The organism is Tenacibaculum sp. MAR_2010_89, assembly GCF_900105985.1.
Classification (GTDB): domain Bacteria; phylum Bacteroidota; class Bacteroidia; order Flavobacteriales; family Flavobacteriaceae; genus Polaribacter; species Polaribacter halocynthiae.
This window is the reverse complement of sequence record NZ_FNUB01000004.1, coordinates 185,493-210,702: the sequence shown is the minus strand read 5'-3', so window position 1 is coordinate 210,702 and position 25,210 is coordinate 185,493. Positions and strand designations below refer to the sequence as shown.

Genomic DNA, 25,210 nt, shown 5'->3' with positions numbered 1-25,210 from the left:
CATAGCTAGAAGTTCTCTTTGATTGTCTTTTATTAATAGAAAAGAATAATTAGTTAAAATGAGTTTAACTCCAGAAGAAAAAAAGCAGTATAACCGTCACCTTATTTTAGATAAAATAGGAGAAGAAGGTCAATTGAAATTAAAGAAGGCTAAAGTTTTGGTTATTGGAGCAGGAGGACTAGGATGTCCTGTGTTACAATACTTAACTGCTGCAGGAGTTGGTAATATTGGAATTATAGATGATGACGAAATAGATCAAAGTAATTTACAACGTCAAATTTTATATACCATAGATGATATAGGCTCATCCAAAGCAGAAACGGCATCAAAACGATTGTCTAAATTAAATCCATTTGTAACCTTTACGGTATATAAAGAAAAGCTAACTCGAGCGAATGCAATTCAGTTATTTGAAAACTACGATGTTATTGTAGATGGAAGTGATAATTTTTCAACACGATATTTGACTAATGATGCTTCTCTATTAACGAATAAACCTTTAGTGTATGGGGCCATTTTTAAGTTTGAAGGGCAGGTAAGTGTTTTTAATTACAAAAAGAGTGCAACTTATAGGTGTTTATATCCTTCACCTCCAAAACCAGATGAATCTCCAAATTGTTCCGAAATTGGAGTTTTGGGTGTGTTGCCAGGAATTATAGGAAGTCTTCAAGCAAATGAAACAATTAAAATAATTTGTGAAACGGGTGAGGTGTTAGCAAATAAATTATTGATGTATGATACACTAAGTATGCGTCAAATGATATTGAAATTCGAAAGAACAGAAAAAGCTGAGGTTACCGAATTAGAAGAAGACTATGATTTTTTCTGTGGGATAAAATCAATTAATAATGAAATTTCATTGGGTGAATTACAAAATAATTTAGAGATGTATAATTTGTTGGATGTTCGAGAATACTGGGAACGTGAAGAACACCATATAGGAGGACAGCACATTCCGTTAGGAGAAATTCCACAAAGATATTTAGAACTAGATACTTCAAAACCGATAGTAGTATATTGTAAATCAGGAATGCGAAGCAAAAAAGCGATTAATGTATTAGAGGGTGAGTTGAATAATACTGTTTTTGTGAATTTAAAAAATGGCATCAAATAAAAAATTAGATATTTAACTAATTTTAATCACTTAAAAGTATACCAAGAACTTAGTGTTTATGCGTTTATTTGTATTTACCTTTGTAGCGTAAATCAATAAAAGGGCATTAGATGTTAGATTATGTAGTAATTGGAGGAGCGCAAGCAGGATTGTCTATGGCTTACCATTTAGGAAAAATGGATAAAAAGTTTATAGTTCTTGATGGAGAAAATGAAATTGGTGCTTCTTGGTTGAATAGATGGGATTCTTTAAAACTTTTTACCCCCACAGAGTATAATCATTTACCGGGATTAAAATTTAATGCCCCTAAAGGGTATTACCCTTCAAAAGTTGAAGTTAGTAATTATTTTAAATCTTATGTTGAAAAAAATAGTATTCCAATACAGCTAAATACTCTAGTAACTTCTGTTAGTAAAACTAAAGAAGGTTTTTTTATTAAGTATAAAGATGGGAGTATTGAGGCAAAAAACGTAGTAGTTGCAACAGGTCCTTTTCATATTCCTTATACACCTCCTTGTCATACTAAAATATCTGATAGTATACTTCAAATGCATAGTAACTATTATAAAAATGAAAATCAGTTACAAAACGGTGATACATTAGTTGTAGGCGGGGGAGATTCTGGGTATCAAATTTTAAATGAAATATCTGAGAACTCTTCAAGAACTGTTTATTTTTCTGGAGATACTTCTGTAAAATCGTTACCCCAACAGTTTTTAGGTAAAACATTATGGTGGTGGTTTACTTTAATCGGTTTTTTAAGTTATAGTAAGTATAGTTGGATTGGGAAAAAAATTAGTTCTTCTTCTCAACCAGTTATAGGAACAGATGTAAAGGGAATACTTTCTCGAAAAAATGTAGTTTGCGTTGGAAGAACAAAGGATGCATTTAAAAACGATATCCATTTTGAAAAGAATAAAATTTCTACTATTAAAAATATTGTTTGGGCAACTGGGTATCGTCCGAACTTTAAATGGATTGAAGGACTAGAGTTAGATGAAGGAAATTATCATAAAAACTATAGAGGTGTAAGTAATATAGAAGGTTTATACTTTATAGGGTTACCTTGGATGTTTACTAGAGGATCAGCAACATTGGGAGGAGTTTCAAAAGATGCTAGTTATTTAGCTGATATAATGCGCAAAAAATAAGAAATATTTTTACCTTCGTAGTATGAAGCAAACTACCAATACTATCTTAATGGTTCGCCCTTCTAGTTTTAGAATGAACGAACAAACTGCTGTTAATAATTATTACCAACAGGAATTAGCTGGAATGTTACCCGTAACTATTAATGCTAAAGCACAGGAAGAATTTGATGATTTTGTTGGTAAATTAGAAGGAGTAGGAGTAGAGGTGGTAGTAATTGAAGATACTAAAACACCAGATACACCAGATGCTTTGTTTCCTAATAACTGGATTTCTTTTCATGAAAATGGAGATGTTGCCGTATATCCAATGTTTGCTGAAAATAGACGTCTTGAAAAAAGAGATGATGTATTAGAGGTTTTAGAGAGTAAAGGATTTATAATAGAAAATGTTATTGATTATTCTGAGGCTGAAGAAGAAGGCATTTTTTTAGAAGGAACTGGAAGTATGATTTTAGATCGCACTAACCAAAAAGCCTATTGTGCTTTATCACCTAGAGCAGATGAGGAGTTATTTATTGAGTTTTGTGAAGATTTTGAATATACACCTGTAGTTTTTGTTGCAAATCAAACGGTAGGAAGTAACAGAGAAGCTATTTATCATACTAATGTTATGATGTGCGTAGCAGAAACTTTTGTAGTAGTTTGTTTAGATGCTATTGATGATAAAAAAGAAAAAAAAGAGTTAGTAAAACATTTTAAGTCTGATGGAAAAGAGGTTATTGCCATAACTGAAAAACAAGTAACTCAGTTTGCAGGAAATATGTTACAGCTTATAGGAAATGATGATGAACGTTTTTTAGTAATGAGTTCTTCTGCCTACAATTCATTAACTAAAAACCAGGTAGCTATAATTGAAAAGCATTGTAAAATAGTACACAGTTCACTTGAAACTATTGAAACTTGTGGAGGTGGTAGTGCTCGTTGTATGATGGCGGAAGTGTTTTTAAAAAAATAAATTTGTTGATTTTTATTATTCTCAGCCCTTTTTATAGTTATATCTAATAATTTATTATGATGAAAAGATTAATTATTCTATCAGATTTATGGGGAGAAAAGAAAGCAACATGGTTAACAAATTATACTGATGCATTAAAAAGTGATTTTGAAATTGTTTTTTATGATAGTTGTGAGTTAGCTGAAGTTGATACAACTGTTTATAAAGAAGAAAATTTACATAAGCAATTTGTAAAAGGAGGTATTGAAAAAGCAGTTTCTAAACTTTGCAAAGCTGAAAAGCAAAATGATACCATAATACTTGCCTTTAGTATAGGAGGAACCATAGCTTGGAACTATGCAATGAAAAGCAATAAAAAACTTTTCATGTATTGTATTTCGTCAACTAGACTAAGATATGAGTCTAGAAAACCTCTAGGTAATATTTTCTTGTATTTTTCAGAAAATGATAAGTTTGTACCTAAGGATAATTGGTTTCAGAAAATGAATTTACCTATGAAAAAAGTAAAGGGTAATCATGATATATATGTAGATAAAAACTTTGCATCATTTGTTTGTAAAGAAATTATAAATAAAAAGGATTTCAATTAAATTGAAATCCTTTTTATTTAATTCAAGTTTTTTTTAAGCTATAGAAGTATTGGTTATTTTATAATTCTTATAGTATTGCATTAAAATAAAAGAACAAATAACAGATGAAGCAATTCCTTCAATAGCTAAAGCAAAAACAATTAAAGATAAATTTAAGTTTTTACCCCAAAAAGAAGAGTTTCCTAATACGGTAATTAGTTCAGGATCAATAAATCCAACATAAATTATTAAGCCTAAAATGGTAAGGCCTACGGCTAAAATTGAAGTTCCTACTCCTATTGAAAAATTTGAAAAGTATAATGATTCTTGATTTAGTTTAATGTTTGTTTTTATAGCCTTGTTTATTCCCCAAAGCACAAAAACAAAATTTAATAAACGTAATTCAGAAACATTATTTAAACCCAATATTTTCATTAAAAAAAAGAACCCGACAATACCTCCAAAAATAAGTAAGGCATTGTTAATGATTATTTTATTTTTTGACATAATTGTATATTTAAAATTACATATCTCTTAAATATACGAAATATATTCGTTAAAGTATTGTTTTTTAGATGAGTGAACACATAAGTTCAATGAATTGTTAATGAACTTATGTGTATTTGTAAATAATTAACTAATATTAAATTAATGATTCTTTTAATATTGTTATAGGATGCTTAGCAATACGTTTGGTACCGTCATAAATTTGATGTCGACAACTTGTTCCTGCAGCAACAATTTCTGTTTGCTTAGAACAGTTTCTAATTTTAGGAAATAAAGTATCTTCACCCACTTGCATACTTACTTTATAGTGCTCTTTTTCATATCCAAAAGAACCAGCCATTCCACAACAACCAGTATTCATAATTGTTACTTTGTAATTTTCAGGTATGTTTAATATACTAAATGAAGCATGAGTACTAGATAATGCTTTTTGATGACAGTGACCATGAATTTTTAGTTCTTTAGCATCACTCGTGAAAATAGAAATATCAATATTATTTTTTTTGTGTTCGTTAGCTAAAAACTCTTCAATAGTAAATGTGTTTTTTGCAATTTCTTTTGCTCCTAGTTTATCATCTGCTAAACGAATATATTCATCTCTAAAAGTTAAAATAGCAGAAGGCTCTATACCTATTAAAGGGGTTTCATTAGAAATTAAATTTTTAAAAACAGCAATGTTCTTATTGGTTATTTCTTTAGCTTCCTTTAAAAAACCTTTTGAAATATAACTACGTCCGCTTTCTTCATGTTTTATTGATTTTACTTCATAACCTAGTTTTTCTAAAACAATTACTGTGTCTTTCCCTATTTCAGTATCATAATAATTGGTAAATTCATCATTAAATAGATAAACAGTTTTATTTGTAGTTTTTGAGGTGTGCTTTTTTAACCAAGCTTCTAAAGGTTGTTTATCTAATTTAGGAACACTTCGTTCGGTAGCTACACCCATTACTTTTTTAGCAATCGTTGTGTTGGTAAAAAAGTTTGTTAAAGCAGGGAGCTTACTTCCTAATTTGTTGTATTTTGAATTGTTTGCAAATAATTTACTGCGGAAAGAATAGCCATTAGTTTCTTGATATTGATATAAAAACTCTGCTTTCATAGAGGCAATATCAACATTACTTGGGCATTCTGTAGCACAAGCTTTACAGCTTAAGCATAAATCTAAAATATCTTTTAATTCTTTAGAATCAAATTTGTTTTTTGCTGTATTATTTGTCAATACTTCACGTAAAGTATTTGCTCTTGCACGGGTGGATTCTTTTTCATTTCGTGTAGCTCTATAACTAGGGCATAAAGTTCCTCCAGCTTCAGGTGACTTTCTACAATCTCCAGAACCATTACATTTTTCTGCTAACTTTAATATCCCTTCACTATCCGAAAAATCTTGTATTGTATCAATTTTAGGTTCAACCCGATCAATTTCATAACGTAAGCTTTTATCCATAGGAAAAGCGTCAGTAATTTTTCCTTTATTAAAAATGTTATTAGGATCAAAAGCTTTTTTGATTCTACGTAATAATTGATAATTATTCTCACCAATCATTAAAGGAATAAATTCAGCACGAACAATTCCATCTCCATGTTCACCACTAAATGAACCTTGGTATTTTTTTACTAATTCAGCAGTTTCAGTAGTTATTTTTCTGAAAAGAGAAACATCTTCCTGCTTTTTTAAATTTAAAATTGGACGTAAGTGTAATTCACCTGCACCAGCATGGGCATAATAAACTGCGTCTTGCTGATATTTATCCATAATTTGAGTAAACTCTTCAATATATTCTGGTAAATCGTTTAAGGCAACAGCAGTATCTTCAATACAAGCAACTGCTTTCATGTCTCCAACAATATTACCTAATAACCCCAAGCCAGCTTTTCTTAAGTGATGAACTTTAGCAATATCTTTTCCGTAAACTTTTGGATAATGATAGCCAAAATTATTAGTTTCTAAATCTTTAATAAGTTTATCAGCTAAAACTTCTGCTTGTTCTATTGTGTTAGCAGAAACTTCTAGCATTAATACAGCTTCAGGATCTCCTTGTAAAAAGAAACGATTTTTAGTTTGTTCACGGTTATTCTTAGTACAGTCTAAAATCACTTTATCCATAAGTTCACAAGCATATAAATTATGATTCATAGCTGTAACTGTGGCTTTTAAACTTTCGTTTACACTTGTAAAATGAGGACATACCATAATGCTTTGAGTAGGTGGTAAATCATCAAGTTGTATGGTAATTGAAGTAGAAAAAACTAAAGTACCTTCACTACCAGATAAAAATTTAGCAGGGTTTATAGTTGGTTCATTACCCCCAAATAAATCTGAGGTTAAAAATTCATCAACAGCATACCCAGTATTTCTTCTATGAATACTTTCTTTAGGGAACTCTTTTTTTATTTCTTGTTGAATATTTTTTTGTGAAAGCTCATTATAAATTGAACTATAAATTTTTCCTTCAAGTGAATTACTTGATTTTTTTTGTTGGAATTCTATAGAGTTAATTTCAGAAAAAATAACATCACTACCATCACTTAAAATACCTTCAATACTTAGCACTTTATCACGAGTAACACCGTAACGAATTGATGTACTACCAGATGAATTGTTTCCTACCATTCCTCCAATCATACATCGATTTGAAGTTGAGGTATTTGGTCCAAAAAATAAACCAAAGGGTTCTAGAAAACGATTTAAATCATCACGAATAATTCCAGGTTCAACTGTAATAGTTTTTGCTTTTTCATCAAAAGCAAGCATGTTAGTGAAGTATTTAGATACATCAACTACAATACCATCTCCAACACATTGACCAGCTAAAGATGTTCCAGCAGTACGTGGAATTAAAGTAATACTATTTTCAGTAGCAAAAGAAATTAACTTTTTAATATCCTCATTATTTTTAGGATATGCAACAGCTAATGGTATTTTACGATATACAGAAGCATCAGTAGCATAAATATTTTTATGTAAATTATCGTATAATAATTCTCCATGTAAAGAATTTTCTAACTTTGTTAAAACGGTAGTATTTATCATCTTCTATTGAATAGGGATATTTCTTTTAAAACCTGCATCAAAACAAATAAAAGTATCTGTTCCAGCAACACCATTAATTAAATGAACTTGTTCGTACAAAACTTCACGTAAATGTTCATTGTCTCGTGCAAATATCAGAATAAAAATAGCATAATTTCCAGAAACATAATTGGATTCAACAATTTCATCAACTTTTTTAAGTTCTTCCATTACTGATTTAGCAAAGCGAGCTTCTCGTAATCTGATTCCTGTATATGATTTAGTTTTATAGCCTAGTTTTTTTTCGTCAAGTAAAAATTCAGCATTTTTTATGACACCAGATTCTGTTAGTTTTTTTATTCGTTGATGTACTAATGAATTAGAAATTTTTAATTCTTCTGCTATTTGAGAAAAAGCTTTTCTAGCATCAGATTGTAAATGAATTAGTATTTGTTTATCAATATAATCAAATTGATTATTCATATAGTAATTTTCAAGTTGTTAAAAATTAAATTTACTTTTATAGGTTGTTTAAAAGTCAATTTAATATAAAATGATTATTTAAAGTGTAAATTTACTTATAATTATATGTTTTTGAAAGAAATACGATTTATTTTTGCTTAAAATTTTAATAAAATATGTCATCAAAAAGTATAGTAGAAGAATGTCATACTGTTAAGGCATTTGTTTCTCCAGAATATATTCGTAGTCGTTTTTCAAAGGTTATGTCTGATATGTATAAGGATGAGGTTCCTCTTTATGGAGAACTATTGGATTTGGTTCATGATATTAATGAAAAAGTACTTTCAAATTCGAACGAGATTAAGGAGCAACTATCACGTACAGGAGAAGTATCTAGATTAAATATGGAGCGACATGGAGCAATTCGTTTAGGGAAACCTGAAGAACTATTTACCATGAGACGTTTGTTTAAAGTAATGGGTATGTACCCTGTTGGGTATTATGATCTAGCAACGGCTGGAGTTCCTGTGCATGCTACTGCATTTAGAGCTATTGATAATACAGCTCTTAATCAGGCACCTTTCAGAGTTTTTACATCTTTATTGCGTTTAGATCTAATTGATGATGATCAGCTTCGAAGTAATGTTGAATCCATTCTTGAAAATCGTCAGATATTCACAGAAAAGGCATTAAAGTTTATAGATAAGTTTGAAAAAGAAGGAGGTTTAACTATAGAGGATACTGAAACTTTTGTTCGAGAAGCGTCGGAAACTTTCCGATGGCATGAATCAGCAACAGTAGATTATAATATGTACCAAACGCTGTTAAACCAACATAGGTTAATTGCTGATGTAGTTGCATTTAAAGGTCCGCATATAAATCATTTAACACCTAGAACTTTAGATATAGATACGGTGCAAGCTAGTATGGAGGCTCGGAATATTCCTGCAAAAGATACTATAGAAGGACCACCAGCAAGAAAATGCCCTATTTTATTACGCCAAACTAGTTTTAAAGCATTGACAGAAAAAGTGGCTTTTAAGAATAGTACAGGAAATGAAGAGATGGGGGAGCACAAAGCTCGTTTTGGAGAGATTGAACAGCGTGGTGTGGCGTTAACACAAAAAGGACAAGATTTATATAATGAATTACTAAGTAAGACACGTAGGGCGATAGGCGGATCACCAACAGCAGAAAACTCTACTGAATATAACAAATTACTAAAAGATAATTTTAAAGTTTTTCCTGATAATTATGATGAACTTCATTCTCAAGAATTAGCTTATTTTCACTATTTCATTACTGAAAAAGCGAATAGTTTACCAAAAGATAAATTGTATACAAAATTAGATGTTAATCAATTATTAGAGAAAGGATATTTGATTATTGAACCAATGGTTTACGAAGATTTTCTTCCAGTAAGTGCAGCAGGTATTTTTGCTTCTAATTTAGGTACAGATGATGCTAAACGTAAATATGAAGGAACTTCTAATCAATCGTTATTTGAAAAAGATTTAGGAGAGCCAGTTTACAGGTTGATGCAGTGGTATGAAGATATGCAAGAGGAAACTATTGAAAAATGCTTAGCACTAATAAATGCTTAAAGTATTATTGATTGATAAAAATTATACGTAATATCAAATTTAAATTTTGCTTTAAATAGCGTTAATGGGGAGAGTCTTCTATTGAGATTTATAGGAAGCATTATATATGTTAAATAATCACATAGAAAAACAATTTTCTATGTGATTATTCTTTACCTAAAAAATAAGAGGTAATACTGAAATGATTATGTTATTATTTTAATGTTATTTTAACCAATAATCCTTTGTAACCAATTGCAAAAAATGATTTAGCGTTTATAGCATGTAAGTCATTCCATTCTGCAACTACATGTTTATGTGGTATTCTACTCCATGTTTTACCGTTATCTATTGAGATTGCTAGATATTCACCATTTGTTAGGTTGTTAGATTTATTTCTACCAGCTATAAGAATAGTGTTTTCAACCATAGCTACGTTGGTTAGTTTGTTGTCAGAATTATAATCGATACTTTTCCATACTTTGGTATTAGAATTATATGAATGTATTGCTCCTTTTTCTGTGCTAGCATTTGTTTGTCCATTGTTACCTACTGCTATTAAAAAACCATTTTTAATAGCCATATCTGTAAATTTAACAGGCTCATTTATTGTATTTACATCCCAAAAATCATTGTTTTTTATAGAAATTTTACCATTATTCCAAGTACCACCGCTAAATATTAAGGCATTAGTTGGTGCAAAATAAGTTATAGAAGTTAAATGGTTGTTTTCAAGTAGTTGTTCGTAGTTATAATTTGGATTAGTATTTTCCTTTTCAAGATCAGTCCATGTTAAACCATTATCTATAGTTTTTAAAATAAAGCCATGAGCCTTAGCTCCCTTTTGCCCAACTATGTATGCTTCATTATTGCTCGTAAATTTAATTGAGCTCATGTAGTAGTCTTTAGCTTTAAGTCTAGAGTCTATATTCCAGGTAGTTCCTCCGTTACTTGAAGAAAGAATAGTTCCGTTGTCAGTAACACAAAAGACTTCATTGTTATTTTTTATAGAGATGCTGTTTATTGAAAAGTCAGAAGAAGAATATACTTTTTTCCAAGTAGTTCCTCCATCAGTTGTTTTTAAAATTTCACTTTCTTTATTAGGGTAAACACTACCAGCAGCAATAAAACCGTTAAGAGCATTTGTAAACTCAATACAATTAAGAGTGAGTTTAGTTGGTATTTTAATAGTTGTTAATTCAATAGAGTTAGAAATTGGAGGAGAAGTGTTTTGATCTGGAATAGATGTGTTTTCAGAGCAATTAACTAATAAAGTTAATACGAAAATTGAAAATAGTACTTTTAATAATTTCATAGATTGTTTTGTGTGTTTGTGAATGTATTAAGATCTAAAAATGTTTAATGAAAATGATTTTTATAAAAAAGAGAAGAGAGAAAATGATTAAATTCAGTTCTTAAAAAGTAAGTAGCGTATACCATAATTTACCTAGTATTTTTAGGTAGATAAAAGTAAAGTTATAGCATTATTCAATATTAAAATTAACGTTAAATATATTATAATATTTAACGTTAATTTTAATACTCAAGAAGGAAGTATAATTAGAACTTTATGTAAATAAAAAACCGAGCTAACTAGCTCGGTTTTTTATTTATCACCTTTTTCTTTTTTCTTCATTCTTAAATTTAGAAATTTTAAACTCTTTGAGTTTGCCCATTTCTTTTAAGTATAATAGTATACTATTATTAGATGAAGTACTTAAAGTATTTATGTTTTTAAGTGGTATTTCTATTGTATAACTCCCTTTTTCTGATATTGATTTGCTATAAGAAGAAGCGTTTTCATGTTTTAACAAATATTTTGTAGTTATATGAGATTTATCATTTTGAAGTATTTTAATACTATCAATTTCTATTTGTGTACTATAATCAACAGAGAATTTTAAAATATAATTAGTAAATGCTTTTTCGGTAGGTCTACCAGGGAAAACTGTTTGTTTTGTAGCAGATACTAACTTTAGTGATTGATTACAACTTATAAATACAAAGAGAGATAAGAATAATATGCTGAATTTTTTCATAAGAAATTTAATAAAAACACAGAATAAATAATTATTTATTCTGTGTTTGAATTTAATCAAATTATTTTACAATTAATTTTTTAGTAATACTTTTATTATTGTTAGTGATTTTAACTAAATAAATACCATTTGAGAAACCTGAAAGATTAATGTTTTTTTCAGTGTTTTCAATAGTTAAATCTTTAACAACACTTCCAATAATATTATATATAAGTATATTCGTTTTCCCAGTAAGTTTATTTAATTTAACGTTAATGTTTTTGCTATTTGTTGGGTTAGGAAATAAAGATATAGCAGTTTTAGGTAATTTGTTGTCTTCAGTACCTAAAGCAGATGAGCTTATAGAAGCTTCCCAAACACCTCTACCATAAGTAGCAGCTCTAAGTTTGTTAGTTGCATAGTGAATTTCAATGTCATGAACAATAACATTAGGTAATCCACTTCCTAATCTAACCCAGTCACCTTTTGAATTTGTTCTATAGTATACACCTAAATCAGTAGCTAAAAATAACTCACCATCAGAACTACCTGTTCTATATATTATTTTATGTGTAGGTATATTTGGTAAAGCACCTGTTATATTAGTCCAGCTAGTACCACCATTTGTAGATTTAAAAACTTTATTTACTGAATATCCAGAGTATGCTATATATACTTCAGAAGGGTTCGTTGGATGAACTTCAATACTTTTCACGTTTCCTCTTTGTGGTAAAGTAATGCTAGTCCAAGTTGTTCCTCCATTAGTTGTTTTTCTTACAACTCCACTTTGACCAGAAACATATATTATATTCGCATTAGAAGGAGCTATTGATATAAATTCGATAGTCCCTGCAGAAGAATTTAAATTAATCCAGTTGTTTCCTCTATCAGTAGATTTGTAAATATCTCCAAAACCACCAAAAATAGTTTTCGGATCAGTTGGGTGTATTTCTAGTTCCCAAACAAAAGGGGCTCCAGAAGGTGTAGATACTCTAGTAGCAGCAGTTTTAAATCCATCTAAAGTTCTATTCATTCCACCTTGCTGGCTACAAGACCAAGCAATATTTGAATCTGAATAATCCCATAATCCTTCTACACCATCACTACCAGGATTTTCACCTTTAAAACCATTACTTCCATCATAAATAGCAATATCATTATCTTGTGCTCCCAAGATTAATTTTCCTTGATCTTTTGGAGTTCCAGAAACATTGTAATATTGAGTAATAGCTAAACCAGAAGATAAATCTGCCCATTTTGTGTCTGAAGAAGCATCACCTTTAAAAATACCACCATCATTTACAGAAAAAGCAGTATTTGTTCCAGGAACAAACATCATATCATGATGATCAGAGTGAACATAAAAATATGGGTTTCCAGTCTCCCAATATCCATCTAAATATTTTTCCCAGCTAGTTCCTCCATTTTTTGAGCGCCAACCTTCAACACCTCCAGCTAAAATTAAATTTTTATCTAAAGGAGAAATAGCTAAAGTCATATTGTATCCACCCTGAGCTGAGTATCCGCTAATTGTTGATACTGTTGTCCATGTTTTTCCTTCATCAGTTGATTTTCTAACTATACCGCTACTATCAAGAGATAAAATTAAATTAGGATCATTAGTAGTTTGAGCAATATCTAATCTTGAAGAAGAAGGTTTTGAAGCTACTGACCATGCTGTACCGTTATTTCTAGAAATATACAAACTACCATATTTTGTTGTAGCATAAATTATAGTGCTACTTCCAGTTTTATATTGAATATCATTGAAAGAAGAAAAATTCTCAGTAAAAACATCCGTCCAATTCGTACCTCCGTCCGTAGATCTTTTAATGCTGTTTTTAGTAGTAGCAAAAATTGTATCTGGATTATTAGGGTCAATAAGTAATTTACTTATTATGTTATTTTGATTTAAAGAAAAAGACAAACCAGTTGCATTCCAGTTTTCACCTGAGTCAACAGATTTAAACACTCCTACAGACCTATTTTGACCACCATCATAATCACCAGTAGCTAAGTATAAAATTTTAGAATCAGTTGGGTGAATTACAATATGTGAAACACCTAAATTAGGGAAGTTATCACCTTTTGCAGCCCAATTTTTCCCTCCATCAGTTGTTTTCCAAACACCACCGCCTGGAGTACCTACATACATTGTATTGGTATCGGTTCCTTTAAAAGCAACAGTATTAACTCTTCCCATTCCAGGGTAAAAACCAATTGAAGATTTTGGAGGAGTAAGTGGCCCTACTAAAGACCAACTTGTAGATTGCTTTTTACGTAAACGAGCATGACGCTTGTTTTCTTTTTTTAATTCATTGTAGTTATGAGTAGCAGAAACAAAAGAACCATCAGGTAAAATTCTATCTTTCCAAAAGTTTTTCCAACGGTTAAATTGTTTTATCTGTTTTTTCGAAACTTTGTTAGAGCTTCTTTTAGCAGCAGATATTCTTTGCTCATTACTTTTTAGAATATTGAAATAATTTGCATCTTTTTTTAACGGAGCATCTCTCCAATTTGATTGTTGCGCGCTTATTTTATACGAGCATAAAAAGGTAATTAATAAAAGTAGGGATAATTGATTTTTCATTTTTTATAATTGTCTTGTTTCCCTATAAAGACAGTTTTAAAAAAAAATTACCCTACTTATTTTTTTATTAAAACTTTAACATTATCAATGTTTTTAAATCTTTTTCATGTCTTTTTTATTGAAAAAAATATAGTGAATTATAGTGTAATATCATTTTTCCATTCATAAGATTCTGGGATGTCAGTATCATCGATTAATTGACGTATGTCAATCTCAATTCCTCTTGATAAGTCGCTTATAGGTACATCATTAGGGCCACCTTCAAAAGGGTTTTCAGAATTTTCTCCAATAGCTTCCATAGAATAAAATATCCAAGCTAATAGTGTACTGAACGGGATAGAAAACCATTCAAAATGTATAGCAATGAATTCTTGAATTTTATGCATGATAACTGTTTTAAATTCATGGTTTGCTAATGAAGCAAGAATTCTATCACCCAAAGCTTCAAATTCTTGCATCATTCCATAGGGTAAAAGAATGATAAAGATCCAAATAAATATAAAGTTTAAAGTAGCAAATTGTCTAGGATAAGGAAAATTTTTAATGCGTTCACTTTTTCCTTGAAGTGTATACAATTCAACCAATATTTTTTCAAGTTCCATATGACGAAAATCATCAATTAACCCTTCACTTTGTAATTCTTTTATACGTCTAGACTGAATTCCTAATAATTGAGATGCTTGATTTCCTTTTGCAAAAATCTCTTTATATTCATTATTAGAAATATATGGATTTATAGCTTTTTCAATGGGAATTGTTTGTTCTAAAACCACAAAGTTTTTTTCTCTAAACTCTTTATTCGATTTACTAGGTTTAATATGGTTTTCCCATGGTTTATGTTTTCTTAGTTGATAACGTAAAGCTGTTAACCAAGCGACATGACGATGCACTAATTCACGATGAATTTTTTTCAGTTCACTATTAGAAATGTTATCGTTTTTTATGAAATCTTTTATCATGATAGTAAAAGATCGAGAAGTATTTACAATGCCTCCCCAAATTTTACGGGCCTCCCATAAACGATCATATGAAGCATTGTTTTTAAAACTAACAATAAAAGAAACTGCTGTACCCAATACACCTAAAGGGAGCCATGGTATGTAAAGCCATTTCCATCGCAAAATGTCAAATAAAAAAACAGGAATAGTACTTAAAAGTAAAAATACATAAGTATACCTCCTTGTCCATTTTAGCATTCCCTTTAAGGGATACGTTTTTTTTATGTACATGATTTTTTAAATTAATTGATAACTAAAATATGAAAAAGCATACAGAAACTCTTTAGTGATAAAAGTTTTCTTAAAAAATCGTTAAAAACTATAGTAGGATTTGTTAAAATCTAAGAATGAGTATCTTTATGGTTTAATCAAATTATAACTAATGAAAAAATTACTCCTATGCTTATTTTTTATAAGTATACATATAAAAGCACAAGAAATAGATTTATCCTACTATTTGCCTAAAGATGTTTCTTATAATAAAAATATACCAACGCCTAAATCTGTTATAGGACATGAAGTAGGAGAATGGCATATAACGCATGATAAGTTAGTGGAGTATATGAAGGCTTTGGCAAAAGCATCAGATAGAATTAGTATAGAAGATAGAGGAAATACTTATGAAGGACGACCATTATTATTACTAAAAATAACATCTCCAAAAAATCATAGTAATCTAGATGAAATTAGGTTAAAGCATATTCAAGCAACCGATGATAAAACAGTAAATGTTACTAGTTTACCAATTGTAGTATATCAAGGATTCTCTATACATGGTAATGAGGCAAGTGGGTCTAATGCATCATTAGCTGCGGCCTATTATTTAGCCGCTGCTGAGGGGAATAAGATAAATGAACTATTAAATAATACGATAATATTATTTGATCCATCATTAAATCCTGATGGATTACAACGTTTTGCTTATTGGGCCAACACAAATAAAGCTAATAACATTAATCCTGATCCAAATGATAGAGAATATCATGAAGTGTGGCCAGGAGGAAGAACGAATCATTATTGGTTCGATATGAATCGTGATTGGTTGCCTGTACAATTACCTGAAAGTAAAGTGAGAATTAAAACATTTCACGAGTGGTTGCCAAATATTTTAACCGATCATCATGAAATGGGAACTAATTCTACTTTTTTCTTTCAACCTGGAATACCTGAAAGAACAAATCCTTTAACTCCCCAGTTAAATCAAGAGTTAACTAAAGAAATAGGTACTTACCATGCAAAAGCATTTGATAAAATTGGATCATTATATTACTCTGAAGAAGATTTTGATGATTTTTATTACGGAAAAGGTTCTACATTTCCAGACATAAATGGAAGTATCGGTATTTTATTTGAGCAAGGTAGTTCAAGAGGGCATGCACAAGAAAGTGATAATGGAGTTTTAACCTTTCCGTTTACAATTAGAAATCAATTTACAGCTACTTTATCAACATTAGAAGCTGCAAAAAGTATGCGCGTAAAGATTTTGAAATACCAACAAGATTTTTATGAAAAAGCTAGGAACGAAAAACAAAATAAAGCACTTGTTTTTGGAGATGAAAAAGATGCTGGAAAAGTGTATCATTTAGCTGAAGTGTTAAAAAGACATCATATAAATATACATGAGTTAAAATCAGACATAACTAGTGAAGGGAAAAAATTTAAAAAAGGGTATAGTTATGTAGTTCCAATGAATCAAAAAAATAAAAGGTTAATAGAAGCAATGTTTGATGTGCGTAAAACATTTAAAGATAGCTTATTTTATGACGTTTCTGCTTGGACATTTAATCATGCTTTTGGGGTTGATATGATTAAGAATCAATCGCTTTCAGTAGCTGGAAAGAAAATTGAAAATTTGCAGAAGAATAAAGGAAGTGTTACAGTAAAAAGTAGTGTTGGTTACTTAATGCCTTGGAATGAATATTATGCTCCTAAAGCTTTGCATGCAATTTTAGATAAAGGAATTAGAGCTAAAGTAGGAATGAAAAAGTTTAATAATGATGGTATAGCCTACGATTACGGAACTATTTTTATACCAGTACAAAATCAAAAACTTAATAATAATCAATTATTTAATTTTTTAGGAGAAGTAGCTGAAAAAAGTAATGTAAAAATTAAAGGAGTTACAACTGGATTAAATAATGGAGCTGATTTAGGAAGTAGAAATTTTAGAGCAATTAAAAAGCCTAAAGTGGCTATGCTTGTAGGAAAAGGAATTACTAGTTATGATGCAGGTGAAATATGGCATTTATTTGACCAACGATTTAATATTAAGTTAACTAAATTAGATACTGACTATATAGAAAGAGTAGATTTAAGTAAATATACAACCTTAATACTACCAAATAGTTATTCTTTAAATGGAGCTATAATTAATAAAATAAAAACTTGGGTTCGTAATGGAGGTGTTTTAGTTGGGTATAGAAATGCTGTAAAATTATTAGCTAATCAAAAACTTATTAAAGTAGAATTTAATAAGTCAAAAATAGATGTAGTAAATAATGTGTCATTTGAAAACAGAAGATTACAATCAGGTGCTCAGGTAATTGGAGGGGCTATTTTTGAAGCTGATATAGATAAATCACATCCTATAAATTTTGGATATAAAAATCAAAAAATAGCATTGTTTAGAAATACAAAGTTATTCTTAAAGGCTGATAAAAAAAGTTATAATAATCCAATTCAATACACTAAAAAACCTTTATTAAGTGGTTATATTTCAAAAGAAAATTTGAAGGAATTGAAAAATTCAGTGCCTTTTAAAGTTCAAAGATTTGGTAGTGGGAAAGTAATTGTTTTTACTGATAATACTAACTTTAGAGGTTTTTGGTTCGGAACCAATAAACTATTAATGAATGCTGTTTTCTTTGGGAGAATAATGTAGTCATAGTTAAATAAAGTTAATAAGGTAGGGTGAATAAAAAGTTATATGTTTAACTGTAAAATTGATTGTAGTACTATAAAAGGTGTTACAGATACAATTAATAATTAAATATATGAAGTTAGTTAGTTTTTTACATAAGTTAACATTTGTAATCTTTTGTATATTGTTTTTATCATGTAGTAAAAGCAATGATTTACCTGAAGAAAATGAGTATGAAGTTACATATGAAGTTATCGTAAAAAGTAAAAGTGAGAATAATGTAAAAATTGAATTCCGAAATGTAAATGGAGAATTAGAGTATACTTCTAAAGGAATTATGGCCTATGAAAACTTTTCTATGCAAGAAAAATTTAATGTTAAAAGAGGTTTTGAAACTTTTTTAAAAGTAAAAGATAGTGTTTTTGGAGAAGGAGAGATTCAAATTAGAGTAATGATTAAAAAGTTACAAAATATTGTTTTTGAAGATATAAGGGTACATAATAGAAATGGGTATGGTTATGATTTATGCATAACAAAAAAAGCACAGTAATTTAGATTAAAATATAAAAAGCAATGAATTAAATATTTAATTCATTGCTTTTTTGTGTAACAAAATTTAATAAAAGACGTCTTTATAATAAAGAATTAGATTAACTATGAGTTTATTAAGAGTCTTACTGGCAATATTTTTTCCGCCTTTGTCAGTACTAGGAAAAGGATGTGGTTCTGTTGTTATTGTATTTTTACTAACCCTTTGTGGTTGGGTTCCTGGCGTAATTGGAGCATTGGTAATTTTGAACAAACCGAATTAATTAAAAATAAAAAAGGCGCTAATTAGCGCCTTTTTTATTTTTAATTTAAAATTTCATGAATCACTTTACCTGTATTTCCATTCGGAAATTCTATCTGTAATAAATTAGATAGAGTAGGTGCAATATCTATAATTTCATATTTTCTTTTTGAACTTCCCTGTTTAATCCCTTTTCCGTAAAAAATAATAGGTACGTGAGTATCATATGAATATCCCGATCCATGAGTAGTTCCTTTTTTAGGATATACAATAGTTGAAGGGTTTGGTACTAATAATACATCACCTGAATATTTTTGATTATACCCATTTTGTAAAGAATTTAAAATCCCATTAGTAAAATTAGTATTCTGCATAGTTTTAGCAGTTACAGCTTTATAAATCCCTTTATAATTTATAGCTTCATTTGCTATAGTCTGAGCTACTTTTTCATAATCTAATTTTAGTTCATTGATTTTTTCTTTATTTAAGAAAATTTGAAAATTTGAAATATTTTCAATTAACTCATCAGACTTAAAATAGTTGTTAGTTACTTTCTTTAGAAAATTTAAAAATTTAACAGGTTTTATGTAGCCTGCAGGAATTTTTACAGATTTTAAATAAGAAGGAACTTCTGTTGCAGCATGATCAGCAGTTAAAAAAAGAGTGTAATTCCCTTTTCCTACCTCAGTATCTAAAAATTTAAATAAACTTGCTAAGTCTTTATCCAAACGTAAATAAGTGTCTTCTATTTCTTTTGAAGCAACGCCAAATTGATGGCCAACATAATCGGTTGAAGAATAACTAACTGCTAAGAAATCTGTATAATTAGATTTTCCTAAATTTTCTCCAATAATTGCAGCTTTAGCAAAATCTGTAGTAAAAGAGTTTCCCGCAGGAATTGCTTTTAAAATACTATAATTATTGTTCTTAGCCCTTAAGTTAGGAATGTCATGAGGAAAAACAGGTTTAGCTTCACCTTTAAAAGTAGCTTCAAAGTTATTATCGTCAGCTATACTTTCAGTGTAGGTGTTAATATCATATAGCGTATTCCATGGCTTACTTAAATACTCATCAGCTTTTTTTAAATTATTAAAACGTTTTACCCATTTAGGTAAATTATCCATGTAAAAAGTAGAAGATATCCATTGTCCATTTTTACCACCATCAAACCAATAAGCAGCATTAGCTGTATGACCAGCAGGTAAAATAGCTGAACGATCTTTAATTGCTATACCAATGGTTTTTCCATTCATGTTTTGAGCTAAACGTAATTGATCTGTAATAGTAGAAGTGACCATTCTGTATGGAGATTTTTCTCCGTCCATACCATTGTTACCAACTGTTTTATAATTCTTGTCAGTAACACAATAAATAGATTTTTTTAAATATTTATCATACCAATGATTACCAATAATACCATGATTTATAGGAGTAGTACCTGTGTAAATAGAAGTATGTCCTACGGCAGTATAAGTAGGAATGTAGTTATAATGAGCATTTTCAAGTGAAAACCCTTCACGTAATAAGCGTTTAAAACCATCATTACCATATTTTTTTGAAAATCTGATAAGGTAATCATACCTCATTTGATCAATAACAACACCAACTACAAGTTTTGGTTTTTTATCATTTTTTTTTGTTGCTGGTTTAAAGGCCATTATAGTCAATAAAAAAGCAAATAAGAGAATAAGATTTTTTTTCATTTTAAAAAATAATTATGAAGAACCAAAGGTAATTAAAAAAGAAAGCTTAAGCATATAAGTAGGGATAGAGTTAATGGTTTTTTATACTTTAGCAAAAGAAAAATTAATATCAATTAATGAATTATATAGAGCATGTAGGAAAGTATTTTATAATGCTAAAACAAGTTTTTAAAAGACCTCAAAGAGCTAGAGTATTTAAAGAAGCTTTATTTAGAGAGATAGAAGAACTTGGGCATAAATCAATTGGGATTATAGCGTTTATTTCATTTTTTATAGGAGGAGTTATAGCATTACAAACTGCATTAAATTTAGAAAACCCATTTATACCAAAGAGTTTAATTGGTTTTGCGGCAAAAAGATCGGTGATTTTAGAATTTGCACCTACATTTTGTTCTATCATTTTAGCTGGAAAAGTAGGTTCATATATAACTTCTAGTATAGGAACTATGAGAGTGACAGAGCAAATAGATGCGCTTGAAGTAATGGGAATAAATTCCCTTAACTATTTAGTACTGCCTAAAATTATAGCAACTGTATTTTTTTACCCTTTTCTTATAGTGTTAGGAATGTTTTTAGGCATTTTCGGTGGATGGGTAACAGGAGTTTTATCAGGATTATTCTCTGGAGCAGATTTTATTGAGGGAATACAAATGGAATTTGACCCTTTTTTAATAACGTACGCTTTAATAAAAACAGTGATTTTTGCTTTTTTAATAGCTACAATACCTTCATATCAGGGGTATTTTGTTAAAGGAGGTTCACTAGAGGTAGGAAAAGCAAGTACACAATCAGTAGTTTGGACTATAGTTGTTATAGTAATAGCTAATTATTTTTTAACTCAAATGCTATTGACTTAATATGATAGAAGTAAAAGATTTACATAAAGGATTTAAGGAAGTTAAAGTTTTAAAAGGTATTTCAGCAACTTTTCATCCTGGAGAAACAAGTTTGATTATTGGACAAAGTGGATCTGGAAAAACGGTGTTTTTAAAATCGCTTGTAGGTTTGCATACACCTGAAAAAGGAAGTATTTTATATGATGGTAGAATAAATACAGAAATGACCATTGAAGATAAAAGGCAATTTCGACAAGAAGTAGGAATGGTTTTTCAAGGGAGTGCTTTGTTCGATTCACAAACTGTAGAAGAAAATATAATGTTTCCTTTAAAAATGTTTACAAAGCAACCTGATTCGGAAATGTTAGATAGGGTAAATTTTGTATTAAAAAGAGTTGATCTAGAAAACTCAAATAAAAAATTCCCTGCTGAGTTATCTGGAGGAATGCAAAAAAGGGTTGCTATTGCGAGAGCAATTGTTATGAACCCTAAATATTTGTTTTGCGATGAACCTAATTCAGGTTTAGATCCTAAAACGGCTATTGTAATTGATAATCTTATTCAAGAGATTACAGATGAATATATGATAACAACAGTTATTAATACGCATGATATGAATTCGGTTATGGAGATTGGTGAAAAGATAGTTTTTCTTAAAGATGGAAGAAAAGCATGGGAAGGAACCAGTAAAGAAATATTTAAAACAGATAATGAAGCTGTAGTAAACTTCGTGTATTCGTCTGAGTTATTCAAAAAAGTAAGGAAAGCTTATTTAAATGATTTGTAGGTAACTCCTTCTTCTTTAGGTTGATGTGAGTTTGTTTTGTTTTTTATTAAAAATAAACAGTAAAAAAACTTGCAGAACAAATAGAAGGTTGTATATTTGCACCCGCAAACACGGAAAAGTGAAAAGCAAAAATGACCTGGTAGCTCAGTTGGTAGAGCATCTCCCTTTTAAGGAGAGGGTCCTGGGTTCGAGCCCCAGCCCGGTCACAAAAGCTTCTTGTTTATAAACGAGAAGCTTTTTTTATGAGGGGAGATTCCAGAGCGGCCAAATGGGACGGACTGTAACTCCGTTGTCTTACGACTTCGCAGGTTCGAATCCTGCTCTCCCCACAAACCTCAATCATACCGATTGAGGTTTTTTTTGTTTGTCAAAAAATTATCGAATGGCTTTTAATATTTCTTAATGTTTGATTATAAGTGTTTTATTTTCGATGTTATCTAGTATCGTAAGAAAGTGTTTTCCTAGTTGTTTTTTTTTGGAAATAATTGATAAAAAAAAGTTTGTATAATTAATAAAACATTCTATATTTGCACCCGCAATCGCAGACATGCATTTGCGGAATAATGACCTGGTAGCTCAGTTGGTAGAGCATCTCCCTTTTAAGGAGAGGGTCCTGGGTTCGAGCCCCAGCCCGGTCACAAAACTTCCTTATATAGGAGTGTTTTTTTTACATGAGGGGAGATTCCAGAGCGGCCAAATGGGACGGACTGTAACTCCGTTGTCTTACGACTTCGCAGGTTCGAATCCTGCTCTCCCCACAAACCTCAATCATATCGATTGAGGTTTTTTTTGTTAGTTATTTTAATAATAAAAACCCCTTAGATTTTAAAATCTAAAGGGGCTAAGCATTTAATTAATTATAACAATAAACTAGAAATACTATTCTCTAGATTTTATAAACGATTTCGAGTATTTAATATTTTTATCAAACATTTTAATAAAGTATACTCCTGTTTTTAAATTTTCAATATTGATTGATGGAGAAAATGAATTTTCATCAACAGTTTTTCCATTAGCATCAATAATTTTATAATGTGCGTTTTTAAGAACCTTATCAGTTCTAATGTTTAAAGTTTTACTAGTTGGGTTTGGGTACAGTTGTAAATCTATTAAAACGCTATTGCTTGCTGTATTTTTGTTGCTTTTACGAGCTGAAGTTTGAACTATGTTAACAGTATAGTCTTCAACTTCACCATCATCAAAAGATTCGCAAGGAGTTTGAGTGTATTTATATTTCATAGAAACTCGCATTCTAGTTGATCCAAGTTTTACATCACCAGGTACTTTAATACTAGTAACTATATTTGTGTTATTTGTAGTAGATGTATTTACAACTCTTTCGTTGTCTTCAAAACTTCCGTTTTGATTATAATCTATCCAAACACTAAAATACTCCTTGTATGAGCTTCCGCTAAAAGCAGCACTAATAGTTAGGTCATTTGTGCTTCCAGCTGTAATAGTTGCAACTTGATTAGTGAAATCTGCATACCCACCATTTGCACCAGTAGTATTTGTTAAGTCTCCAAAAGAAACAAGATCTATCCATTCGTATTTTATTCGGTTACCTTTTGATTCACAATAGCTTTTGTTTTTTCCTACAGTAATTGTAAAAATTTGTGTTGTAGTATTAGTACCGTCTGTAGCTTCTAATGTAATTTTAGCTTCTCCTGAGTTTGCATTTGAAGGAGTTCCTTCTAATGTATACACATTGTTTTTTAATGTAAGATTCAACCAAGAAGGAGCATTTTTTAAAGATATTTTAATGATGTCTTTCTTATTTTCATCGATGGTGGTAATTTCATACTGATATGGTTTATCAATATCAATGAATGTAATTGGTTCAGATTTAAATACTGGAGCAAGGTTTGTTGGGTATAAATTAAGCATAACTGCATTATTATCTATCCAGTTGTATTTGCCTCCATGTGTAACCATTTCAGTTAAGTAAAAATAGCCGTTACTTCTACCAGCCCATCCCCAGTTAATATGAAAAAAATCACCTTGATCAGTTGTGTCGTATCCATCTAAAGCAAATAAATGTCCAGCACCACCAGCATTAGGATCTTGAAGGTTTTTGCTTCTACCTGAATATAAAACTGGCCTTTTTTCGTTAAGTTGTTCTTTTATCAGAGTATTCCATTCTTGGTCAGAATAACGATATCTATATACCATTGAAGCTCCACTGTTGTACTTGAAGTTTCTTTTCAAAGCACTTAAAGCATTTGAAGTATACGCACCCGAACCTCCGTTAGCAGATGTTCCATAATTCATTTTAACTGCAACTCCAGCATGATATGATAACTTAGCGTTTTCATTATCTGCTCTAGTTTTAGACATGTTACTCCAATCGTAAGTTTGCTCTTCAAAGTTTACACTTAAATTACCATATTTTCTATGGTTATAAGATGTTTGCCCTCTTCCTGTGCTTGGAAACTCCCAATACCTCATTACTTGAGACATAGCGGTAGCAACACAACCAACTATGGCTTGTCCGTCGTTGTCACTTGGACAAAATCTTTCAAAACCACTAGATTGTGTGTATAAAATATCATCCATAAAAGGAGCAATGGTTGTAGTTCTTTTTTGGCTTTTATTTTTAGATGGATTTAATATTTTATTCCATGCAGATTTAGTAACTTTTTTTCTATTTACTTTTTGTGCTTTGGCACTTTCGTAAACAAAAGATTTATACGCATTTAGTAAACCTTTCATTTGTGGTGTATTCAAAGATGTATCAAATGTTCCTTTATCTGAATAGCCTAAAATAGGTTTAGTAGCATCATCAGCAGAAACAATAACAAATCCACCACTATTAAAGTTTATTAAGTAATACACTAAGCTATTTTCATAATACACTTCCTTAATTGAAGCTACATTTTCTTGTGCTGATTTAGCGTTTTTTTGTTGGTTTTTGTTAATCCATTTATTGGCAACAAGTAGTGCTGTCTTTTTATTAATAGGATCAGCAAAAGCACTCTTAAAGCAAAAGAGTAGCACCATAGTAAACAATGTAATTTTTTTAATCATTATATATTATTTTTAATTGTCAGGCAAAATAAGATGATGAAAGACTGTTATGAAATAAGGGTTTTTCCCATTTAAAGAATAGGGTTTATGTGTAGGTGTGGTAAGGGTTTATGGGTAGGGGTAATTGAATATTGCAAAATAGTATTCTAGTTATTGGATATGTGTTAAAAAAAATGATAGTAAATTACTGTTTTACTATTTTTTGTTTAAGCAAGTTCCGAGGTGAATTTTTTTAAAAAAGAATATT

At 29.9% G+C, this 25,210-nt stretch carries 19 protein-coding genes and 4 tRNA genes; 14 read left to right on the top strand and 9 right to left on the bottom strand.

Annotation, left to right across the window (positions count from 1 at the left end; all coding sequences use genetic code 11):
* Positions 1-58 precede the first annotated feature (58 nt).
* The 4 genes from moeB (at position 59) to BLV71_RS01760 (ending at position 3,810) form a co-directional block, all read left to right on the top strand.
* Positions 59-1,114 (top strand): molybdopterin-synthase adenylyltransferase MoeB, encoded by a 1,056-nt coding sequence (gene moeB / locus BLV71_RS01775; RefSeq protein ID WP_093868881.1) that lies wholly within the window; start codon positions 59-61, stop codon positions 1,112-1,114.
* A 110-nt stretch (positions 1,115-1,224) separates the two neighbouring features.
* The gene (locus BLV71_RS01770; protein ID WP_093868880.1) at positions 1,225-2,265 is read left to right on the top strand and encodes a flavin-containing monooxygenase; all 1,041 of its coding nucleotides are present in this window, start codon (positions 1,225-1,227) and stop codon (positions 2,263-2,265) included.
* 22 nt (positions 2,266-2,287) lie between these two features.
* Positions 2,288-3,220, top strand: a complete 933-nt coding sequence (gene ctlX / locus BLV71_RS01765; RefSeq protein WP_093868879.1) for a citrulline utilization hydrolase CtlX — start codon at positions 2,288-2,290, stop codon at positions 3,218-3,220.
* A gap of 56 nt (positions 3,221-3,276) precedes the next feature.
* Positions 3,277-3,810: a hypothetical protein gene (locus BLV71_RS01760; protein ID WP_093868878.1), complete on the top strand. Its 534-nt coding sequence runs from the start codon at positions 3,277-3,279 to the stop codon at positions 3,808-3,810.
* A gap of 33 nt (positions 3,811-3,843) precedes the next feature.
* Here BLV71_RS01760 and BLV71_RS01755 read toward each other — a convergent pair whose 3' ends face one another.
* The 3 genes from BLV71_RS01755 to BLV71_RS01745 form a co-directional block, all read right to left on the bottom strand.
* Positions 3,844-4,296 (bottom strand): hypothetical protein, encoded by a 453-nt coding sequence (locus tag BLV71_RS01755; RefSeq protein WP_093868877.1) that lies wholly within the window; start codon positions 4,294-4,296, stop codon positions 3,844-3,846.
* 136 nt (positions 4,297-4,432) lie between these two features.
* Positions 4,433-7,330, bottom strand: coding sequence for an FAD-binding and (Fe-S)-binding domain-containing protein (locus tag BLV71_RS01750; protein WP_093868876.1), 2,898 nt, complete (start codon positions 7,328-7,330; stop codon positions 4,433-4,435).
* Between the two features lie 3 nt (positions 7,331-7,333).
* Positions 7,334-7,792, bottom strand: a complete 459-nt coding sequence (locus tag BLV71_RS01745) for an Lrp/AsnC family transcriptional regulator (protein ID WP_093868875.1) — start codon at positions 7,790-7,792, stop codon at positions 7,334-7,336.
* A 155-nt stretch (positions 7,793-7,947) separates the two neighbouring features.
* Here BLV71_RS01745 and BLV71_RS01740 point away from each other — a divergent pair, with 155 nt between their 5' ends.
* On the top strand, positions 7,948-9,375 hold the full coding sequence (locus BLV71_RS01740; RefSeq protein WP_093868874.1) for a 2-oxoadipate dioxygenase/decarboxylase HglS: 1,428 nt from the start codon (positions 7,948-7,950) through the stop codon (positions 9,373-9,375).
* A 193-nt stretch (positions 9,376-9,568) separates the two neighbouring features.
* Here the strand turns inward: BLV71_RS01740 and BLV71_RS01735 are convergent, their stop codons facing one another.
* The 4 genes from BLV71_RS01735 to BLV71_RS01720 all read right to left on the bottom strand — a co-directional run bounded on the left by BLV71_RS01735 (position 9,569) and on the right by BLV71_RS01720 (position 15,191).
* Positions 9,569-10,669, bottom strand: a complete 1,101-nt coding sequence (locus tag BLV71_RS01735) for a WD40/YVTN/BNR-like repeat-containing protein (protein WP_093868873.1) — start codon at positions 10,667-10,669, stop codon at positions 9,569-9,571.
* 298 nt (positions 10,670-10,967) lie between these two features.
* Positions 10,968-11,393, bottom strand: a complete 426-nt coding sequence (locus tag BLV71_RS01730) for a hypothetical protein (RefSeq protein ID WP_093868872.1) — start codon at positions 11,391-11,393, stop codon at positions 10,968-10,970.
* Positions 11,394-11,454: 61 nt separating this feature from the next.
* Positions 11,455-13,962 (bottom strand): T9SS type A sorting domain-containing protein, encoded by a 2,508-nt coding sequence (locus BLV71_RS01725; protein WP_093868871.1) that lies wholly within the window; start codon positions 13,960-13,962, stop codon positions 11,455-11,457.
* 137 nt (positions 13,963-14,099) lie between these two features.
* On the bottom strand, positions 14,100-15,191 hold the full coding sequence (locus tag BLV71_RS01720; protein ID WP_093868870.1) for a bestrophin family protein: 1,092 nt from the start codon (positions 15,189-15,191) through the stop codon (positions 14,100-14,102).
* A 151-nt stretch (positions 15,192-15,342) separates the two neighbouring features.
* On the opposite strand from BLV71_RS01720, the gene BLV71_RS01715 reads away from it, so the two are divergent.
* The 3 genes from BLV71_RS01715 to BLV71_RS01705 all read left to right on the top strand — a co-directional run bounded on the left by BLV71_RS01715 (position 15,343) and on the right by BLV71_RS01705 (position 18,632).
* Positions 15,343-17,841 carry a M14 family metallopeptidase gene (locus tag BLV71_RS01715; RefSeq protein WP_176974326.1) on the top strand — a complete coding sequence of 833 codons (2,499 nt, stop codon included), beginning with the start codon at positions 15,343-15,345 and terminating at the stop codon, positions 17,839-17,841.
* Between the two features lie 112 nt (positions 17,842-17,953).
* Positions 17,954-18,370, top strand: a complete 417-nt coding sequence (locus BLV71_RS01710) for a hypothetical protein (protein WP_093868869.1) — start codon at positions 17,954-17,956, stop codon at positions 18,368-18,370.
* Between the two features lie 106 nt (positions 18,371-18,476).
* A complete protein-coding gene (locus tag BLV71_RS01705; RefSeq protein ID WP_093868868.1) occupies positions 18,477-18,632 on the top strand; it encodes a YqaE/Pmp3 family membrane protein in 156 nt (51 codons plus the stop codon).
* Between the two features lie 40 nt (positions 18,633-18,672).
* Here the strand turns inward: BLV71_RS01705 and pafA are convergent, their stop codons facing one another.
* Positions 18,673-20,313: an alkaline phosphatase PafA gene (pafA, locus tag BLV71_RS01700; protein WP_093868867.1), complete on the bottom strand. Its 1,641-nt coding sequence runs from the start codon at positions 20,311-20,313 to the stop codon at positions 18,673-18,675.
* Between the two features lie 116 nt (positions 20,314-20,429).
* On the opposite strand from pafA, the gene BLV71_RS01695 reads away from it, so the two are divergent.
* From BLV71_RS01695 to BLV71_RS01670, 6 genes are all read left to right on the top strand, one after another.
* Positions 20,430-21,170, top strand: a complete 741-nt coding sequence (locus BLV71_RS01695; protein ID WP_093868866.1) for an MlaE family ABC transporter permease — start codon at positions 20,430-20,432, stop codon at positions 21,168-21,170.
* 1 nt (position 21,171) lies between these two features.
* Positions 21,172-21,936: an ABC transporter ATP-binding protein gene (locus BLV71_RS01690; protein ID WP_093868865.1), complete on the top strand. Its 765-nt coding sequence runs from the start codon at positions 21,172-21,174 to the stop codon at positions 21,934-21,936.
* Between the two features lie 133 nt (positions 21,937-22,069).
* Positions 22,070-22,142, top strand: a tRNA-Lys gene (locus BLV71_RS01685).
* Between the two features lie 40 nt (positions 22,143-22,182).
* Positions 22,183-22,265, top strand: a tRNA-Tyr gene (locus BLV71_RS01680).
* A gap of 236 nt (positions 22,266-22,501) precedes the next feature.
* Positions 22,502-22,574 (top strand) — tRNA-Lys (locus BLV71_RS01675).
* A gap of 37 nt (positions 22,575-22,611) precedes the next feature.
* Positions 22,612-22,694: transfer RNA gene (locus BLV71_RS01670), tRNA-Tyr, on the top strand.
* Between the two features lie 121 nt (positions 22,695-22,815).
* Here the strand turns inward: BLV71_RS01670 and BLV71_RS01665 are convergent.
* Complete coding sequence (locus BLV71_RS01665; protein ID WP_093868864.1) at positions 22,816-24,963, bottom strand: C10 family peptidase; 2,148 nt, start codon at positions 24,961-24,963, stop codon at positions 22,816-22,818.
* Positions 24,964-25,210: the final 247 nt, after the last annotated feature.

What these genes read in the sequence shown, in the direction of transcription:
- moeB (WP_093868881.1), top strand. Translation starts at nt 59, where the DNA reads ATGAGTTTAACTCCAGAAGAAAAAAAGCAGTATAACCGTCACCTTATT.
- BLV71_RS01770 (WP_093868880.1), top strand. Translation starts at nt 1,225, where the DNA reads ATGTTAGATTATGTAGTAATTGGAGGAGCGCAAGCAGGATTGTCTATG.
- ctlX (WP_093868879.1), top strand. Translation starts at nt 2,288, where the DNA reads ATGAAGCAAACTACCAATACTATCTTAATGGTTCGCCCTTCTAGTTTT.
- BLV71_RS01760 (WP_093868878.1), top strand. Translation starts at nt 3,277, where the DNA reads ATGATGAAAAGATTAATTATTCTATCAGATTTATGGGGAGAAAAGAAA.
- BLV71_RS01755 (WP_093868877.1), bottom strand. Translation starts at nt 4,296, where the DNA reads ATGTCAAAAAATAAAATAATCATTAACAATGCCTTACTTATTTTTGGA.
- BLV71_RS01750 (WP_093868876.1), bottom strand. Translation starts at nt 7,330, where the DNA reads ATGATAAATACTACCGTTTTAACAAAGTTAGAAAATTCTTTACATGGA.
- BLV71_RS01745 (WP_093868875.1), bottom strand. Translation starts at nt 7,792, where the DNA reads ATGAATAATCAATTTGATTATATTGATAAACAAATACTAATTCATTTA.
- BLV71_RS01740 (WP_093868874.1), top strand. Translation starts at nt 7,948, where the DNA reads ATGTCATCAAAAAGTATAGTAGAAGAATGTCATACTGTTAAGGCATTT.
- BLV71_RS01735 (WP_093868873.1), bottom strand. Translation starts at nt 10,669, where the DNA reads ATGAAATTATTAAAAGTACTATTTTCAATTTTCGTATTAACTTTATTA.
- BLV71_RS01730 (WP_093868872.1), bottom strand. Translation starts at nt 11,393, where the DNA reads ATGAAAAAATTCAGCATATTATTCTTATCTCTCTTTGTATTTATAAGT.
- BLV71_RS01725 (WP_093868871.1), bottom strand. Translation starts at nt 13,962, where the DNA reads ATGAAAAATCAATTATCCCTACTTTTATTAATTACCTTTTTATGCTCG.
- BLV71_RS01720 (WP_093868870.1), bottom strand. Translation starts at nt 15,191, where the DNA reads ATGTACATAAAAAAAACGTATCCCTTAAAGGGAATGCTAAAATGGACA.
- BLV71_RS01715 (WP_176974326.1), top strand. Translation starts at nt 15,343, where the DNA reads ATGAAAAAATTACTCCTATGCTTATTTTTTATAAGTATACATATAAAA.
- BLV71_RS01710 (WP_093868869.1), top strand. Translation starts at nt 17,954, where the DNA reads ATGAAGTTAGTTAGTTTTTTACATAAGTTAACATTTGTAATCTTTTGT.
- BLV71_RS01705 (WP_093868868.1), top strand. Translation starts at nt 18,477, where the DNA reads ATGAGTTTATTAAGAGTCTTACTGGCAATATTTTTTCCGCCTTTGTCA.
- pafA (WP_093868867.1), bottom strand. Translation starts at nt 20,313, where the DNA reads ATGAAAAAAAATCTTATTCTCTTATTTGCTTTTTTATTGACTATAATG.
- BLV71_RS01695 (WP_093868866.1), top strand. Translation starts at nt 20,430, where the DNA reads ATGAATTATATAGAGCATGTAGGAAAGTATTTTATAATGCTAAAACAA.
- BLV71_RS01690 (WP_093868865.1), top strand. Translation starts at nt 21,172, where the DNA reads ATGATAGAAGTAAAAGATTTACATAAAGGATTTAAGGAAGTTAAAGTT.
- BLV71_RS01665 (WP_093868864.1), bottom strand. Translation starts at nt 24,963, where the DNA reads ATGATTAAAAAAATTACATTGTTTACTATGGTGCTACTCTTTTGCTTT.